Raw genomic sequence first — 16291 nt, forward strand, 5'->3', positions numbered from 1 at the left:
TCACTGTGGTTCGTGCCTGTCTGTCCCTCCGACAGCCCCAGCCAAGCGTACACGGTGACAGTGGTTGATGCATACGACCACTTTAGTTGCTGCGGTCCGATGGGGTTTTTAACGTAGAAGCTGCGGTCGTTTTGAATTTCGTATCAAAATCAAAGGATTGCCTTCCTTCACTATTGGTCGTTTTGGGCTTGCCTGGATTGAACCTTGTCTTACCGAAGTGCATCTCAGGCGGCAGCTTCCCGTTGACGTCGAGCTTGAAAAAAGTCTGCGGCAGCGTCTAGGTCGGACAACCGATCCGTCAGCCATTCGACGTTCATCAATGCGCGTGACGCTATCCGACGAGACTGCCAATCTGTCATCTCCAGACTTTTGACCCGAGCCGCCTCGATTTCCATTAGAACTACATTGGCAAAAACCTCGTATGCCCGGCTCCTTGCGGCGTTCCGTCGGCGGGTCGTGCGCGCGCTGCTCGACAAGACCTATCTCAAGTCCCGCGCCACGCTGATCGACGCGGAGCAGGCCGGCGATTTCGGTGCCGGCGCACCAACCGCCGGTGGCACGGTCTATCTGACCGCTGCCGATTCCGACGGCATGATGGTCTGCTTCATCCAGTCCAACTATTCCGGCTTCGGTTCAGGCGTGGCGGTGCCCGAAACTGGCATCCACCTGCAAAATCGTGGCCTTGGCTTCACCCTGCAGCCCGGCCATCCCAATCAGGTCGGGCCGCGTAAGCGCCCCTTTCACACGATCATTCCTGGCTTCATCATGAAAACCGGCGGGCCGCTGACTAGCTTTGGCGTCTTGGGTGGGCCCATGCAGGCCCAGGGGCATTTGCAGATGCTGCTGCGCATGAATGTCTTCGGCCAGGATCCGCAGGCCGCAAGCGATGCCCCGCGCTGGCGCTTCGTCTCCGGACGAAAACTGGCGCTGGAGGCCGAAATGCCGCCGGAGACGGTTGCTGCGCTTCGGCGGCTGGGCCATGAGATCACCATGGAAAGCCCCGATCAGGCCTTTGCCTTTGGTGGTGCACAGATCATCCACCGGCTGGAACACGGCTATGTCGGCGGGTCGGATCATCGCAAGGACGGAGCCGCAATTGGCTTCTAAGGCCGCCGGATTTAGCACTATGTCACTGTCTGCCCGTCTCAAGCGTATCGGCCTCGATACCTATCTTTTCCTGCTCGCCGGTACCGTTCTGTTAGCCACGGTTTGCCCGCATCGGCACAGTTGGTCTCGACCGTGGCCTAAATTGCCGTTGCGCTGCTGTTCTTCATCTATGGCGCCAAGCTTGATACCGCTTCCGTCGTCGCCGGACTGACCAATTGGCGGCTGCAATTGCTGGTCTTCGGCACGACCTATCTGGTCTTCCCGCTGGTTGGCCTCGGCCTGTCCTGGAGCCTTGCGCCATGGATCGATCCGTCGATCGCGCTGGGCATTCTGTTCCTTGCCGTTCTGCCCTCGACCGTCCAGTCATCCATTGCCTTCACCTCCATGGCCCAGGGCAATGTACCGGCCGCCGTCTGCGCCGCATCGCTCTCCAATCTGGTAGGCGTCGTTGTGACACCCGCCTTGGCGGCGCTGCTGCTCTCCACCAGCGGCATGGGCATCCGGCTCGATGCCGTCTTCGGCATTGCAGTGCAGATCCTGCTGCCCTTCGTCGTCGGCCAGCTGCTGCGCCGCTGGATCGGCGCCTGGATTGTCCGGCACAAGAAGGTGACGCTGTTCGTCGATCGCGGCTCGATCCTGCTCATCGTTTATTCCGCCTTCAGCGCCGGCATGGTCGCCGGTATCTGGCAGCAGGTCAGCGGGACAACGCTCATTCTGCTGGTAGCGGCCGATATCGTCCTTCTGGCCGTGATCATCGGGGCGAGTATACTGACGTCTAGGGCTGCCCGGCTGACCCACGCCGACAGCATGGTCATGCTGTTCTGCGGCTCGACCAAGAGCCTAGCCAGCGGCTTGCCGATTGCCAATATCCTGTTTGTCGGCCAGTCCATCAGCCTGATAGTGCTGCCGCTCATGCTGTTCCACCAGCTGCAATTGTTTGTCTGTGCCGTGCTTGCGCAAAGGCAGGCCCATCGGCTGACGACCATGCAGGTTGCCTGACATGTCCAAAGGATAGGTGATGTCCCCCTTGACTGACCTGCCCACCACGCTGGAGCTGCAGTGCTATATCGGCGGCGCCTTTGTCGGTGAAGCCATCGAGCCGGTCACCAATCCAGCGACAGGAGAGGTCCTCGGCCAGGTGCCATGGCTGGGGCAGGCCGGGGCCGAGACGGCCGTTCAGGCAGCGGTAGGTGCCTTTGCCGGTCCATGGCCGAAGCTGCCGGCCAAGGAGCGCTCGCGTATCCTGCGGCGCTGGTTCGATCTCATCATGGCCGATCGCAAGCGCCTCGCCCGGATATTGACTGCCGAACAGGGCAAGCCATTGGCCGAAGCCCTGGGCGAGATCGACTATGCCGCCGGATTCGTCGAATTCTATGCCGAGGAATGTGAGCGTATTGTCGGCGAAATTCTGCCCGGCCATCGCGCCTATGCCCGCAATCTTGTGGTTCGTCAGCCGACCGGCGTCGTCGCCTGCATCACGCCGTGGAATTTTCCGGCAGCCATGATCACGCGCAAGGTGGCGCCTGCCTTGGCCGCAGGCTGCACCGTGGTGCTCAAGCCGGCCATCGAGACACCGCTGACCGCCTTTGCTTTGGCCCGTCTGGCCCACGAGGCGGGTATTCGCCCCGGTGTGTTCAACGTCCTGACTGGCGACGCCGTGGCCATTGGAAATGGTCTTTACCCAGCATCCCGCGGTCAAGGTGGTCAGCTTCACCGGTTCGACCCAGGTCGGGCGGCTGCTGGCGGCCCAGGCAGCGCCCACCATTAAGAAAATGGCGCTCGAGCTGGGTGGCAATGCGCCACTTATTGTGTTCGACGATGCCGATCTCGATACGGCCGTGGCCGGCGTCATGCGGGCCAAGTTCCGCAATATGGGCCAGACCTGCGTCTGCGCCAACCGCATCTATGTTCAGTCCAGCATTCACGATGCCTTTGTCGAGCGCCTGGGCAGCGCTGTCGCTGCGCTCAAGGTCGGCGATGGCCTCGAAGCGGGAATAGAGCAGGGGCCGCTGATCACGGACAAGGCGGTGGCCAAGGTCGCATCTCATGTCGAGGACGCCCTGTCCAAGGGTGCGCGGATCGAAGTGGGCGGCCATGCCCTGGGCGGCACCTTCTTCGCGCCGACGCTGTTGGTCGATGCGAATGCCGATATGCTGATCGCTGGCGAGGAAACCTTTGGTCCTATCGCCGCTGTGTTCCGCTTCGAAAGCGAGCATGAGGCCGTCCGCTACGCCAACGACACCGAATTCGGCCTCGCCGCCTATCTCTTCTCGCGTGATTTGTCCCGCATCTGGCGGGTCATGGAAATGCTGGAGTACGGCATGGTCGGGGTCAACACGGCGGCCATCTCGACCGAATTGGCACCCTTTGGCGGTATCAAGCAGAGCGGCCATTCCCGCGAGGGCGCTCATCATGGCATCGATGAATTCCTCGATACCAAGTATGTGAGTATCGCAATCGACCCCGCTTGAAGCTAGAGTGACCATCCGCTCAACCGAATTTGTTTGGCTGTTGGAATTTCTCAACCGTCTGCTTCGTGGTTCTCGTCCCCGTTAGCGGTCAGTCCGCATCCCACCCGGAGCTCGCCGGTCTGAATTCGACCCCATTGCGGACCAATAAATGATCAGTGGTTTATCCTGGAAGCGGACCCTGCCAAACGGAAGAATGACGGTGCGCACAGCCAATTGACCGGCGCGTTCCATCAGTGTTGCGGTAGGTGCAATAATCCGTCCAGAACGATCACTTGCTGAGGCTCTTGCCGCTCAAGTAATGCGTCGCTGGCAGCAGGATCCTCCTGCATTTCAGCGGAGTTTCCGTCGAAAGCTTTGGGCAATTCGGACGGGCGCTTTGTCTAGGCAAGGCGTATCCAAAGTGGCAAGGCCACAAGCCAAGCGACGAAACTACGGTGAAGTCTCTGCATCCTAATGTCCCTCGCCAGCTGCGCTTGCAAGTCCTGGGGCGCGGTGAAAAAAACATCCCTCGGAACTGCTCAGCGCCAATGGCGTGCCAAGGTCGCCGGCGTGTGCATGTTGCCATAGAGGTAGCGCCAGAATTCCGCCCGCCGCTTCACAGGGACGGTCTTCCAGACAGCATGCACGGCCATTTCGCCACCGTAATAGGCATAGACGAAAGGCGCGCGCAGGTTGTGGTGGAGGAAGGCGAGGCGCGAGCGGGCGGTGACCGGATCCTGCAGGCCCTGCTCGGCCATGATTGGCACTATTTCGTCCAGGGTCATACCCTGCTGGTGCATCATCCAGGCGACATTGCAGCGCAGGGCACTGCGCAGGCGCTGGGTGGCGACGCCCAGCGCGTCCTCGGGGTCATCGAGCCAGTCGAGGAATTCCATGCCATTGTCGGCAATTCCCTCGAACAGCGCAGAACTGGCCGAACTGGTCACGACCTGGGCGCCATCGAGCGGCATGCGGCCATCGGCCACCATTTCCTCGCGCAGCTTCATGTGGACGAGATGGCCGGGGAAGACCTCGTGGGTCGCGAGGTGCTTGAGGGAAAAGCGCGTGTAGGGGAAGTCGAGGTTGAGTAGAACTTTCCGCGTCGCGAAGTCGCAATAGGCCGAGAAGGGCACCTGGGTGACGCCGACCGGCTCCATCCATTCATCCGCCATGGCCGGGAACATTTCCGCCACGGTGCGGTCACGCGCCTCGCGGATATAGTCGCTGAGCACGCCGAGCACCTGATCGACCGGGACGCGGGCCTGCTCCTCGTAACGGGCGAAGTCTTCTGCCAGCGTGCCGCCGGCATAGCCCAACTCGTCGAGCTTTTCGCGGATCGTGTTGCGATAGCCGTCGAGCTCGGCCTGCGGCACCAGCTGTGTCTCGACGCGGATCTGGCGGGCGACGCGGTCGGCAAAGCTGATCGCGCCGGCCTCGAATGTGGTGACCAGCGCGAGGAGCGAATCCACCATTTCGCCGACATAGTCGGCGCGCAGTTCGCTTTCGGCCTCGGCGGGCAGCCTGTCCCTCAGCGCATCGAGCTTTGCGCGGGCTTCCACATAGTCGGCCAGCGGGGTCGGCGTGACCTCGGCCATGGCAACGGGGATCAGGCCCTCCTTGTCGAGAAAGCCGTCGCTGCGCGGAGTGCGGCGATAGAGGGCGTCGATGCCGGCGGTGAGTTCGGCCAGATCCGTGCCGATGGTCATGGGCAAAGCTCCTACTGGTGGCCGGCAAGCGGCTTGGGGTTATAGGGCGCCTCGAGTTCGGCGACGTCGTCGGCGCTGAGGCAAACCTCGAGCGCGGCCATGGCGTCGTCGAACTGATGGAGCTTGGAAATGCCGACGATCGGGGCGGTGATGGCCGGGCGCGTCGCCACCCAGGCATAGGCGATCTGGGCGGGCGGGCGGCCATGGCGCGCGGCGACGGCACGCAGGGCAGCGATGACGGCATCGTCCTGGGCCTGCGAGCGGTCATAGAGCGCGCCGGCGGTCTTGTCGGTCTGGGCACGGGTCGTGTCGCTTTCGGCACGGGCGGCGAGGCGACCGCGGGCGAGGGGGCTCCACGGGATGACGCCGATGCCTTCCGAAAGGCAGAGCGGCAGCATTTCGCGCTCTTCCTCGCGATACATCAGGTTGTAATGCGGCTGCATGGAAACGAAGGGCGCCCAGCCATTGGCGCGCTGCAGGCCGAGCGCCTTCATGAACTGCCAGGCATGCATGGAGGAGGCGCCGAGATAGCGCACCTTGCCGGCGCGGACCACATCGTTGAGCGCGTCGAGGGTCTCCTCGATCGGGGTGTCATAGTCGAAGCGGTGCAGCTGGTAGAGGTCGATATAGTCGGTGCCGAGACGCCTGAGGCTCCCGTCCACTGCCTCGAAAATATGCTTGCGCGACAGGCCCCGGTCATTGGGATCCTGGCTCATCGGATTGTAGAGCTTGGTGGCCAGCACCAGCTTGTGGCGCGGCACGTCGCGCAGGGCAGCCGCGACCACTTCCTCGCCGGCGCCGGTCGAATACATGTCGGCCATGTCGAAGAAATTGATCCCCAGTTCCAGCGCCCGGGCGATGATCGGGCGCGAGGCGGCTTCATCGAGCACCCAGGGCGCCCAGTTGGGCGAACCAAAGGTCATGCAGCCCAGCGCCAGGCGCGACACTTTGAGGCCCGTCCGGCCAAGGTTGATATAATCCATTAGTACACCTCGTAGAGCCTGGGCCGTACCCCGGCTGACTCCGCGTTTGCGTAGTTCGTCGAAGGGCCGCCGATTCCGGGTAATCTGCACATAAATTTGGCGAATGCAAACTGTGTACAAATTTTTCCCAGACGCTATTGCGGTCTGAAAAGGCTCTCGCTACGGTTGGTGTATCAAACCGGTAGTACACATGTTCAGCATCGACGCCTCCAGCATCGACAAGTCGCTCCCGGTTCCGGTCGGGACCCAGCTGCATGGCCTGCTGAGCTACATGCTGGCCTTCAGTGACATGCCCTATGGCACGAAGCTCCAGTCGGTGCGGCAGCTGGCGGCGGACATCGGCATTGCGCCGATGACGGTCAGCCAGGTCTATCAGCAGCTGCGCGACGAGGGGCTGATCGAGATGCGGGCGGGCCTTGGCGCCTTCACCGCACGCGATCCGGGCAAGCTCCAGGAAGACCATCAGCCGATCAATGCCCTGCGCAGCGATATAGAATCCATCATCACCAAGGCCGAGGGCCTGGGCGTCTCGCCCATGGCATTGGTCTCGATGATCAATGCGCGGGCGCAGATGCGTCGCCCGTCCATCGGGCTGTCCATTGCCTTTGTCTGCATCTTCGAGGGGCCCGGCCGCGACTATGTCGAACAGGCGCGTCGCGTTGTGGGCCCGAGCGATGTCATCGATCTCATCACCATCGACAGCATCCGCGCCGACGGTCCGGAACTGCGCCTCTGCAAGGCCGCGGACCTGGTGGTGACCTTCAGCCATCGCGAGGCCGAAGTGCGCTCGCTGGTGAGCGGAGCCGACGTCGTGGGCCTGCGCATGCTGCCGAGCCAGCGCACGCGGCAGAATCTGGCGGGGCTCGACTCCCGGGCCCGCGTCGCCGCCGTCACCCACTTCCAGGACTATATCGCCATCATGCGTCCCAGCGTGCGCGAGTTTGCGCCGCATGTCTCGGACATCCGCGTCACTTGGTCCTCCGCGCCGGACCTCGCCGAGATCATCAACAGCTCCGATGCCGTGGTCTATGCCTCGGGCGCCGACCACATCGTGCAGCTCGCACCGGCCAATGTGCAATGCTTCGAATATCGCCATGCGCTCGATCCGAGCGCGCTTGAAATCATCCTGGCGCCGCGTCTTGCCGAGCTTCGGCAGGCCAAGGCTGACCAGGCTGGAGAACGCAGAACTGCGTAGTGCATCTTCAATGCAAGGGAACAGGGAATGAAGAAACTACTATTGGCTACCACGGCGCTCGTCGCCCTGGGTTTCATGCCGGCGCAGACCGTCTTCGCGCAGGACAATACATTGGTTGTGGGGACCGATGTGGACGCCGGCACACTCGATCCGCGTCTCACCCGCGACACCACCGCGTCGCGCACCGCGGACCTCATCTATTCGGGCCTGGTGCATATCACGCCGAGCCTCGAGGCCGTTCCGGACCTGGCAGAAAGCTGGGAAAATCCCGATCCGCAGACCTTCATCTTCAAGCTCAGGCCCGACCTGACCTTCTCGGACGGCAGCCCGCTGACCGCCGATGACGTGGTCTTCACCTATACGACGCTGACCAATCCCGACTTCAACGCTCCGGCCCGCGCGCTTTATTCGCCGATCACCGCCGTTGAAGCCGTCGATCCGCTGACCGTCAAGTTCACGCTCAACGCACCCTATGCGCCGCTGCTGAGCTATCTCGACGTCGGCATCGTGCCCAAGGCCCTGGTCGAAGGCGGTGCTGACATCGCGCTCAACCCGGTTGGTGCCGGCCCGATGAAGCTGGTGTCGTGGAACCGCGGTTCCGAGATCGTGCTCGAGGCCAATGACGCCTACTGGCGCGGTGCTCCGACCATGGACAATGTCACCATCCGCATCATCGGCGACAATTCCGCCCGCTCGCAGGCTTTCGAAGCCGGCGATCTGGACGTGATCCAGTCCCCGCTGGCGCCGCAGGACATCGAGCGCCTCGCCGCCGATGACCGCTTCGGCAATGTCATCGTGGCTGGCCTGGGTGTGAACTACATCAACTTCAACACCAAGGACCCGCTGCTGGCCGACCCCAAGATGCGTCAGGCCTTCTCGATGCTGATCGACCAGGAAACCATCGTCAACGACATCTACCAGGGTGTCGACCAGGTGGCCCACTCGATCATCCTGCCCTCGTCCTGGGCCTATTCCGATGCCATCGCCCAGCCCACCTTCGACATCGAAGGCGCCGTGGCGCTGTTCAACGAACTGGGCTGGACCGACAGCAATGGCGACGGCGTGCTCGACAAGGATGGTGCCGACCTCGCGGTGACGCTGGCAACCCACAGCGAAGACGGCAATCGCGTCCAGTCGATCGAATTCCTGCAGGCCATCTTCGAGGCCGCCGGCGTCAAAGCTACGGCCCAGATCAGCGACTGGCCGAGCTTCTCGACCAATTACGTGCAGCAGTCCAAGCACCAGATCGCGCTGCTCGGCTGGCTTAACATCGTCGATCCCGATCGCCTGATGTTCGCCCAGCTGACCACAGGGGGCTCGACCAACTGGGGTGGCTATTCCAATCTGGAAGTCGATGAGCTGCTGCAGACCGGCCGCTCGACCCTCGACCAGGCTGGCCGCGCAACGGCCTACCAGGCCGCCGCGACGATCCTCGCTGAAGAGCTGCCGTATTACATCGTGTCCGCCCAGGGCTACCAGATGTTCTACGCCAAGGACCTGCCCGTTGAAGTCCAGGCGACCCCGCGCGGCAACCTGCGCGGCCTGATCGGTTTCACCGACTAACCTGACCGACTGACCGGCCGGAGCCCTCGGTTCTGGCCGGTATTTTTTCCGGGGAGATGTTGAGATGAGTTTTACCCAGCGCCTGGGCGCGAATTTCTATGCCAAGGTCCATGCCGACATCCGCACCCGGATGGCCAAGAGCGGCGTCGACATGCTGCTGCTCGATAGCAATGACGACGTCATCTATACGACCGGCTTTTCCCACTATACGACCGAGCGTCCGGTGGTGTTTGCCATCACCCAGACCGGCGCCTGGCTGCTGCTGCCCAAGCTCGAAGAGAGCCATGCGGCGCATCAGGACATCGCGGCCGAGCCGATCATCTATTTCGAATTCCCCGGCATCGACCCGGCCTTTGCCGTGCTTGGTCGCGCCTTCCCCGACATGAAGGGTACGGTTGGCCATAGCCCCGCCATTTCCGCCGCGCGCATCCCGCAGATTGCTGCCGCCTTCCCCAATGCCCGTGTCGTGCCAAGCAACATCGTGCAGCAGATGCGTCTGAAAAAGTATCCCGAAGAGATCGTGATGCATCGCGAGGCGTCGCGCATTTCCGATGAAATGGTGATCGCCGGGGTCGAGCTGATCCGCGATGCCATGCGCTCGGGCAAGGAATTGCCCTCGGAAATCGAGATCGAAAGCTTCGTCTCCCGCCATGCCATGAAGATCATGTTCGACGAGCATGATGACCAGATGCTGGTGCAGGGCCTCGCCTCGGGCCTTGTCTATTCCGGGCCGCGCTCGGCCTATCCGCATGGCATGCCGACCGGCAATCCGGTCAAGCGCGGCGAGAGCATTATCCTGTCACTTGGCTGTCGCGTTGGTGGCCGCGCCGCGGAAAGCGAGCGCACGCTGTTCATCGGCGAGCCGAGCAAGGAACAGGAGGGCCACTATGCCGTGGCCTATGAGGCCCAGCGCATGGCGACCGCCGCGCTGATCGCCGGCCACTCCTGCGCCTCGGCCGACAATCTTGCGCTCAAATTCATCCGCGACAGCGGCATGGACGAATATCTGCTGCATCGCGTCGGCCATGGCATGGGCATCATGTTCCATGAGGCGCCATGGGTGGAAGGTGGCGACGACACCATTCTCGAACCCGGCATGATCACCTCGTCGGAGCCGGCGATCTTCGTGCATGGCTTTGCCGGCTATCGCATCGCCGACACCGTGCTGATCGCCGAAGAAGGTCCCGACAGCATGACCCACTATCCGCGCAAGCTCGAAGACGTGGTCATCGCATAATGGCTTTCGTGCAGCGCCTCGGGCCAGAATTTTACGAAAAGGTGCAGCGCGACATCCGCGCCGGCATGGCAGCGGCGGGCATCGACCTGCTGCTGCTCGATGCGGCCGATGACGTGCTCTACACCACCGGCTTTGCCTTCCGGCCCAATGAACGGCCCATTGCTCTGGCGCTGACGGCGCAATCGGCCTTCCTGCTCATTCCCGAGCTGGAACGCGACTATGCGCTGAGCCAGAAGGTGGCCGCCGACAGCGTGGTCTATTTCGAATTCCCCGGCGTCGACCGGCCGTTCGATGTGCTGGCGCGGGCGCTTGGCCCGATCCGCGGCACCATTGCCCATGGCTATGGCATGTCGGTGGGGCGCGCGGCGGAACTGGCGACAACCTGGCCGGACGCCCACGTGATCCCGACCGGCATGGTCACGACGATGCGGCAGATCAAATATCCCGAAGAGGTGCGGCTGCATCGCGAGGCGGGGCGGATTTCCGACGCCATGGTGCAGTCCGGCGTCGACCTGGTCACCGAAGCCTTTCGCTCCGGCAAACCGCTGCCCAGCGAAATCGAGCTGGAGCGCCATGTGGTGCGCCATGCGCTCGATATCATGGCTAATGAGCACGAGGACGTGCTGCATGTGGCGACCCTTGCCGGCGGGCTGATCAATGGCGGCGTCAAGTCGGCCTTTCCGCATGGCATCGAAAGCGCGCGCCGCCTCGAGCCCAACGAGATCTTCATCCTGTCGCTGGGCTGCCGCGTCGGCGGCCGCGCCTCGGAAAGCGAGCGGACTTTCGTGCTCGGCACCCCGAGCAAGGAGCACGAGACCTATTACCGCATCGCCCAGGAAGGTCAGCGCATCGGCACGGCCGGATTGATTGCCGGTGAGACCTGCGCTTCGGCCGACGTGGCGGCGCTCAGCTACCTGCATGGCCAAGGCATGACCCCCTTCGTCAAGCATCGCGTCGGCCACGGCATGGGCGTCGCCTTCCATGAAAGCCCATGGGTTGAGGCGGGCGACCAGACCCTGCTCAAGCCCGGCATGGTCTGCTCCAGTGAGCCCGGCCTCTACGTGCCCGGCGTCGGCGGCTTCCGCCTCGCCGATACGGTGCTGGTGACCGCGGACGGGCCGGAAAGCCTCACCGTCTATCCGCGCAATTTCGAAGACATCGTGCTGGCATGATGCACCGCAACCGACAAACCCTAATCCAGGAAAGGAGCTGACGCGATGCTGTCTTATGTCATACGCCGGCTTCTGCTGCTCATTCCCATGGCCATCGGCATGGTCATCGTGACCTTTGGCCTGCTGCTCATCATCCCCGGCGATCCGGCGGCGGTGCTGCTCGGCCAGGACGCGACGCCCGAGGCCATTCTCAACCTGCGCAACAGCCTTGGTCTCAATGACCCCTGGTATGTCCGCCTGTTCGACTATTTTGCGGCGCTGCTGCGCGGCGACATGGGGCGCTCGATCTTCCAGAACCAGGCCGTCTCGGAAATCATCCTCGGCCGGCTGGGTGCAACCATCGAGCTCGCCGTGGTGGCGCTGATCCTTGCCACGCTCATCGGCCTGACGCTGGGCGTGGTGGCGGCCATCCGCCAGGGGTCGTGGATCGATACCGTGACCATGCTCTTTGCCCAGATCGGCGTGTCCATGCCGGTCTATTGGCTGGGCCTGCTGCTGATGCTGCTGTTTGCGGTCCAGCTCGGCTGGCTGCCAGCCATCGGTCGCGGCGTCCCGCTGCCCGAGGCCCTGCTGGCCGCGGTGACCGGACGCCCGCAGGTGCTGTGGGATAGCCTGACCCATCTGGCGCTGCCGGCGCTGGCCCTGGCTGCCAATTCGGCCGCCATCATCTCGCGCCTGGTGCGGGCGTCCATGCTCGAAGTGCTGCGCGAGGACTTCGTCCGCACCGCCTATTCCAAGGGGTTGCGGCAGGGCCGGGTGGTGGTGCGCCATGCTTTGCGCAATGCGCTGCTGCCCGTGCTCTCAGTAATCGGCCTGCGCTTTGGTGCGCTGCTCGGTGGCGCCGTGCTGACCGAATCCATCTTCGCCTGGCCGGGCCTCGGCCAGCTGACCATTGCCGCCATTTCCCAGCGTGACCTGCCGCTCATCCAGGGCATCGTGCTGACCTTCGCCATCGTCTTCGCGTTGGTGAACCTGGTGGTCGATCTTCTCTATGCCGCGGTCGATCCGCGCATCCGGCTCGGGTGATTTCCATGCGTTTGCCCAAAGCCCTCCAGAACACCTCGCTGGTCATCGGTGCGCTGATCTCGCTGACCATCATCCTGCTGGCCATTTTCGCGCCCTATGTCACCACCCATGGCATCGAGCAGATGGACATGCGCAACCGCTTCGAGGGCCCGACCCTCGAGCATATCCTCGGGACCGACAATTTCGGTCGTGATCTCTGGTCACGCCTCGTATATGGCGCCCGCATCTCGCTGACCATCGCCGTCATCTCGGTGGCGGTCTCGGCGGCTATCGGCACCACAGTGGGGCTTGTCGCCGGCTATTTCGGCGGCTGGGTCGATCTGGTGCTGATGCGCATCACCGACATCTTCCTCGGCTTTCCGGCCATCGTTTTGGCCCTGGCTATCGTCGCGGTGCTTGGCCCGGGCATCATGAACGTGTCCCTCGCCATCATCGTCGTGGCCTGGACCGAATATGCCCGCGTCGTGCGTTCGACGACCCTGGTACTGCGTGAGCAGAATTATGTGCAGGCGGCCCGTGCCATCGGCGCCAGCCCGGCGCGGATCATCTTCAAGGAAATCCTGCCCAATGCCATCGGGCCGATCATCGTGCTGGCCTCGCTGGGGCTGGGCACGGCGATCATCTCGGAATCGGCACTGAGCTTCCTCGGCTTCGGCCTACCGCCGCCGGCACCCACCTGGGGCTGGACCCTCTCCTACGGCACCCGCTTCATGCGCGACGCGCCGTGGCTCTCCATCATCGCGGGCGCGACCATCATGGTAACCGTGCTCGGTTTCAATCTCCTCGGCGACGGTTTGCGGGACGTTCTTGATCCCCGCCAGCTGTCCCGTGGCGGAGCAAAGGCCGGAAAGGCCAAATAAGCAAAGGAATAAGCGAATGGTCAAGATCATCAACCAGCTTCGGCCCAAGTTCACGACCAATGCCGATGGCAGCGATGCCGTGCTGTTCATCCATGAGCTGGTGGGCGAGGAGGATGGCCCCACCATCGGCATTTCAGCTTCGATCCACGGCAATGAGAATACCGGCAGCCAGGCCATTCTCGAACTGTTCGAGCTGATCAAGGACCAGCCGCTCAAGGGCCGGATCCTCTTGCTGCCGGTCGCCAATCCGTCGGCCTTTGCCGTCAACGAGCGCTTTGCCACGATCGACAAGGTTGATCTCAACCGCCAGTTCCCCGGCAATCCCAAGGGCACCTATAGCCAGCAGCTGGCCCATGCGCTGACCGAGCAATATCTCAATGTCATCGACGTCCATATCGACCTGCATTCGGGCACCGATCGCCCGACCGTCGACTATGTCTATATCTGGAACGACGAGAAGCTGTCCCGCGCCTTTGGCTCGACGGTGCTCTATCGCCCGGTCGAGAACAAGCAGGGCACGGTCTTCGGCGGGACCACCAAGTCGGTGACCATCGACACCCGCAATATCCCGGTCGTCGTGGTCGAGCTGGGCGGCGGTATCGTCGACCAGACCCCCTATATCAAGCGCACCGTCGACGGCGTCATCAACATGCTCAAGACCACCGGCACGATTGCCGGCGAGCCGACGCCCAATCCCAAGCAGATCGTCGTCACCGAACTGGCCGGCATCCGCCCGAGCCAAGGCGGCTTCATCGAGCCGCTGTGCCCGGCCAATGGCGAGACCATCAAGGGCGGCCAGCTGCTCGGCCGCGTGGTCAGCCCCTATAATTTCGAAGTGCTCGAAGAGATCAAGACCCCGTTCGAAAACGGCGTGATGATCATGCAGCACCTGACGCGCAACGTCGTCCAGAGCGGCGACTATGCCTTCATGGTCGGCAATCTCGACGGCGCGACCGACTGATTTTCAACCTTTGCCGGGGCTGATCCCTCCTGGCCCGGCATATGGAGACGATGGCGATGAGCGAAACAAAGACTGGTACCCAAGCGTCCGTTCTGGCGGTTTCCGATCTCGAGATCGAGATCCGGGGCGCACAGGGCTCATTCGCTGTCGTCTCCGACATGAGTTTTTCCGTGCATGCCGGGGAAACCCTTTGCATCGTCGGCGAAAGCGGCTGCGGCAAGTCGATGACGGCGCTGTCGCTGCTGCGCCTCTTGCCCGATGCCGCCAGCATTTCGCGTGGCAAGATCCTGATCGATGGCGAGGATTTCCTCGCCATGAACCAGCGCCAGACCGAGGATTTCCGCGGCGAAAAAATCGCCATGATCTTCCAAGAGCCACTGACCGCGCTTAACCCCGTGTTGCGCATCGGCGAGCAGATTGCCGAAAGCGTGCGCCAGCACCGCAAATGCAGCCACAAGGAAGCCGACCAGCGCGCGGTGGAGGTGCTGCGCATGGTGCAGATGCCCGACCCCGAGCGCCGCACCACCCAGTTTCCGCATGAGCTCTCGGGCGGCATGCGCCAGCGTGCCATGATCGCTCTGGCGCTGGCCTGCGACCCCAAGATCATCATCGCCGACGAGCCGACCACGGCCCTCGACGTGACCATCCAGGCGCAGATCCTAGGGCTGATTTCCGACCTGCAGAAGCGCCTTGGCACGGCGCAGATCCTCATCACCCACGACCTTGGCGTGGTGTCGGAAGTCGCCGACCGGGTGATCGTGATGTATGCCGGCCGCAAGGTCGAGGAAGCCTCGATCTATGATCTCTTCGACCGGCCCTTCCATCCCTATACGATCGGGTTGATGGGTGCCGTGCCCGGCTCGGGTGCCTCGAGCCAGAATGGCGACCGCCTCGCCGATATTGCCGGCACCGTCCCCCCGCTCTGGGACCTGCCCAAGGGCTGTGCCTTTGCCCCGCGCTGCCCCGGCGCCTCGGCGCGCTGCCTCGAAGAGCGCCCGCCCTTTACCGAAAAACGCCCCGGCCATTGGGCCGCCTGCTGGGAGCATGACAATGCAGCCTGATGCGACCCCTTTGCTCAGCGTCGACAATCTCGAAGTCCATTTCCCCATTCGCGCCGGCGTGCTGCAGCGCCAGGTGGGGGCGGTCAAGGCCGTCGATGGCGTGAGCTTTTCGCTGAACCGTGGCGAAACGCTGAGCCTCGTCGGCGAAAGCGGTTGCGGCAAGTCCACCACGGGCCTTGCGCTGATGGGTCTCGTCAAGCCGACCGGCGGGCAGGTCCGTTTCGACGGGCAGGAGATCAAGGGTTTCAATCGCTCGGCGCTTAAGAGCTATCGCCGGCGCATGCAGATCGTCTTCCAGGACCCATTTTCGTCGCTCAATCCGAGGCAGCGGGTGAAGGACATCATTCGTGCCCCGCTCGACGTGCACAGGATCGGCACCAGGGCCGAGCGCGACGACCGCGTCGCTGAACTGATGCAGCGCGTCGGCCTGCGGCCCGATCAGGCGGACAATTTCGCGCATCAGTTCTCGGGCGGCCAGCGGCAGCGCATCGGCATTGCCCGGGCGCTGGCGCTCAATCCCGACGTCATCGTCTGCGATGAGCCGGTCTCGGCGCTCGACGTTTCGGTGCAGGCACAGATCCTCAACCTGTTGAGCGATCTGCAGCGTGATTTGGGCGTGTCCTACCTCTCGATCTCGCATGATCTGGGCGTGGTGGAATTCATCTCGCATCGCGTGGCGGTGATGTATCTGGGCAAGATCGTCGAGATCGCCCCAAAGACCAAGATTTTCGCCTCGCCCGGCCATCCCTACACCGAGCTCTTGATGCGCTCGGCGCCCTCCCGCGATCCGCGCAAGCGCCACAGTTTCTCGGCCACCAATGACGATATCCCCAGCGCGACGCGTAAGCCATCAGGCTGCCCGTTCAACCCGCGCTGCCCGCTGGCCACCGACATCTGCCGCCGGGACGAGCCCGCCCTGACCCCGCGCGACGACGGCGCCCTCGTTGCCTGCCACCACCGCTGAGTTTGC

General features: G+C 63.1%; 13 protein-coding genes and 1 pseudogene. 12 read left to right on the forward strand and 2 right to left on the reverse strand.

What is annotated here, in order from left to right; translation table 11 throughout:
• The first annotated feature begins 405 nt into the window (after nucleotides 1–405).
• From BM045_RS15995 to BM045_RS16005, 3 genes and pseudogenes are all read left to right on the forward strand, one after another.
• Entirely contained in the window at nucleotides 406–1107 is a 702-nt protein-coding gene (locus BM045_RS15995) for a gamma-glutamyltransferase (protein WP_244523023.1), read from the forward strand.
• Between the two features lie 165 nt (nucleotides 1108–1272).
• On the forward strand, nucleotides 1273–2106 hold the full coding sequence (locus BM045_RS16000; protein WP_244523030.1) for a bile acid:sodium symporter family protein: 834 nt from the start codon (nucleotides 1273–1275) through the stop codon (nucleotides 2104–2106).
• Between the two features lie 19 nt (nucleotides 2107–2125).
• Nucleotides 2126–3578, forward strand: a pseudogene (locus tag BM045_RS16005) (NAD-dependent succinate-semialdehyde dehydrogenase).
• Nucleotides 3579–4096: 518 nt separating this feature from the next.
• Here BM045_RS16005 and BM045_RS16010 read toward each other — a convergent pair.
• Together BM045_RS16010 and BM045_RS16015 are read right to left on the reverse strand one after the other, a co-directional pair.
• Nucleotides 4097–5263: a DUF885 domain-containing protein gene (locus BM045_RS16010; protein WP_092185045.1), complete on the reverse strand. Its 1167-nt coding sequence runs from the start codon at nucleotides 5261–5263 to the stop codon at nucleotides 4097–4099.
• An 11-nt stretch (nucleotides 5264–5274) separates the two neighbouring features.
• Entirely contained in the window at nucleotides 5275–6246 is a 972-nt protein-coding gene (locus BM045_RS16015) for an aldo/keto reductase (protein WP_092185047.1), read from the reverse strand.
• 190 nt (nucleotides 6247–6436) lie between these two features.
• Between BM045_RS16015 and BM045_RS16020 the strand changes: the two genes are divergently transcribed.
• The 9 genes from BM045_RS16020 (at nucleotide 6437) to BM045_RS16060 (ending at nucleotide 16285) form a co-directional block, all read left to right on the forward strand.
• Complete coding sequence (locus BM045_RS16020; RefSeq protein ID WP_092185049.1) at nucleotides 6437–7441, forward strand: GntR family transcriptional regulator; 1005 nt, start codon at nucleotides 6437–6439, stop codon at nucleotides 7439–7441.
• 27 nt (nucleotides 7442–7468) lie between these two features.
• On the forward strand, nucleotides 7469–9004 hold the full coding sequence (locus BM045_RS16025; RefSeq protein ID WP_092185051.1) for an ABC transporter substrate-binding protein: 1536 nt from the start codon (nucleotides 7469–7471) through the stop codon (nucleotides 9002–9004).
• A gap of 64 nt (nucleotides 9005–9068) precedes the next feature.
• On the forward strand, nucleotides 9069–10241 hold the full coding sequence (locus BM045_RS16030) for a M24 family metallopeptidase (protein WP_092185053.1): 1173 nt from the start codon (nucleotides 9069–9071) through the stop codon (nucleotides 10239–10241).
• Entirely contained in the window at nucleotides 10241–11413 is a 1173-nt protein-coding gene (locus BM045_RS16035) for a M24 family metallopeptidase (protein ID WP_092185055.1), read from the forward strand. Before BM045_RS16030 ends, BM045_RS16035 begins: the two co-directional genes overlap by 1 nt.
• A gap of 45 nt (nucleotides 11414–11458) precedes the next feature.
• Nucleotides 11459–12439, forward strand: a complete 981-nt coding sequence (locus tag BM045_RS16040) for an ABC transporter permease (protein ID WP_092185057.1) — start codon at nucleotides 11459–11461, stop codon at nucleotides 12437–12439.
• Between the two features lie 5 nt (nucleotides 12440–12444).
• Nucleotides 12445–13299, forward strand: coding sequence for an ABC transporter permease (locus BM045_RS16045; protein WP_092185062.1), 855 nt, complete (start codon nucleotides 12445–12447; stop codon nucleotides 13297–13299).
• 16 nt (nucleotides 13300–13315) lie between these two features.
• The gene (locus BM045_RS16050; protein ID WP_092185063.1) at nucleotides 13316–14260 is read left to right on the forward strand and encodes a succinylglutamate desuccinylase/aspartoacylase family protein; all 945 of its coding nucleotides are present in this window, start codon (nucleotides 13316–13318) and stop codon (nucleotides 14258–14260) included.
• Nucleotides 14261–14316: 56 nt separating this feature from the next.
• Entirely contained in the window at nucleotides 14317–15321 is a 1005-nt protein-coding gene (locus BM045_RS16055) for an ABC transporter ATP-binding protein (protein ID WP_092185220.1), read from the forward strand.
• Nucleotides 15311–16285, forward strand: a complete 975-nt coding sequence (locus tag BM045_RS16060; RefSeq protein WP_092185064.1) for an ABC transporter ATP-binding protein — start codon at nucleotides 15311–15313, stop codon at nucleotides 16283–16285. Before BM045_RS16055 ends, BM045_RS16060 begins: the two co-directional genes overlap by 11 nt.
• The last annotated feature ends 6 nt before the right edge of the window (nucleotides 16286–16291 follow it).

Origin of the sequence: Devosia sp. YR412 (genome assembly GCF_900110945.1) — a bacterium.
In the GTDB taxonomy this organism is placed as follows: Bacteria; Pseudomonadota; Alphaproteobacteria; order Rhizobiales; family Devosiaceae; genus Devosia.

Excerpts from the sequence above, each read along its gene's own strand:
- BM045_RS16040 (WP_092185057.1), top strand. The coding sequence starts at position 11,459 with ATGCTGTCTTATGTCATACGCCGGCTTCTGCTGCTCATTCCCATGGCC.
- BM045_RS16060 (WP_092185064.1), top strand. The coding sequence starts at position 15,311 with ATGCAGCCTGATGCGACCCCTTTGCTCAGCGTCGACAATCTCGAAGTC.
- BM045_RS16025 (WP_092185051.1), top strand. The coding sequence starts at position 7,469 with ATGAAGAAACTACTATTGGCTACCACGGCGCTCGTCGCCCTGGGTTTC.
- BM045_RS16050 (WP_092185063.1), top strand. The coding sequence starts at position 13,316 with ATGGTCAAGATCATCAACCAGCTTCGGCCCAAGTTCACGACCAATGCC.
- BM045_RS16015 (WP_092185047.1), bottom strand. The coding sequence starts at position 6,246 with ATGGATTATATCAACCTTGGCCGGACGGGCCTCAAAGTGTCGCGCCTG.
- BM045_RS16045 (WP_092185062.1), top strand. The coding sequence starts at position 12,445 with ATGCGTTTGCCCAAAGCCCTCCAGAACACCTCGCTGGTCATCGGTGCG.
- BM045_RS16030 (WP_092185053.1), top strand. The coding sequence starts at position 9,069 with ATGAGTTTTACCCAGCGCCTGGGCGCGAATTTCTATGCCAAGGTCCAT.
- BM045_RS16055 (WP_092185220.1), top strand. The coding sequence starts at position 14,317 with ATGAGCGAAACAAAGACTGGTACCCAAGCGTCCGTTCTGGCGGTTTCC.
- BM045_RS16035 (WP_092185055.1), top strand. The coding sequence starts at position 10,241 with ATGGCTTTCGTGCAGCGCCTCGGGCCAGAATTTTACGAAAAGGTGCAG.
- BM045_RS16010 (WP_092185045.1), bottom strand. The coding sequence starts at position 5,263 with ATGACCATCGGCACGGATCTGGCCGAACTCACCGCCGGCATCGACGCC.
- BM045_RS16020 (WP_092185049.1), top strand. The coding sequence starts at position 6,437 with ATGTTCAGCATCGACGCCTCCAGCATCGACAAGTCGCTCCCGGTTCCG.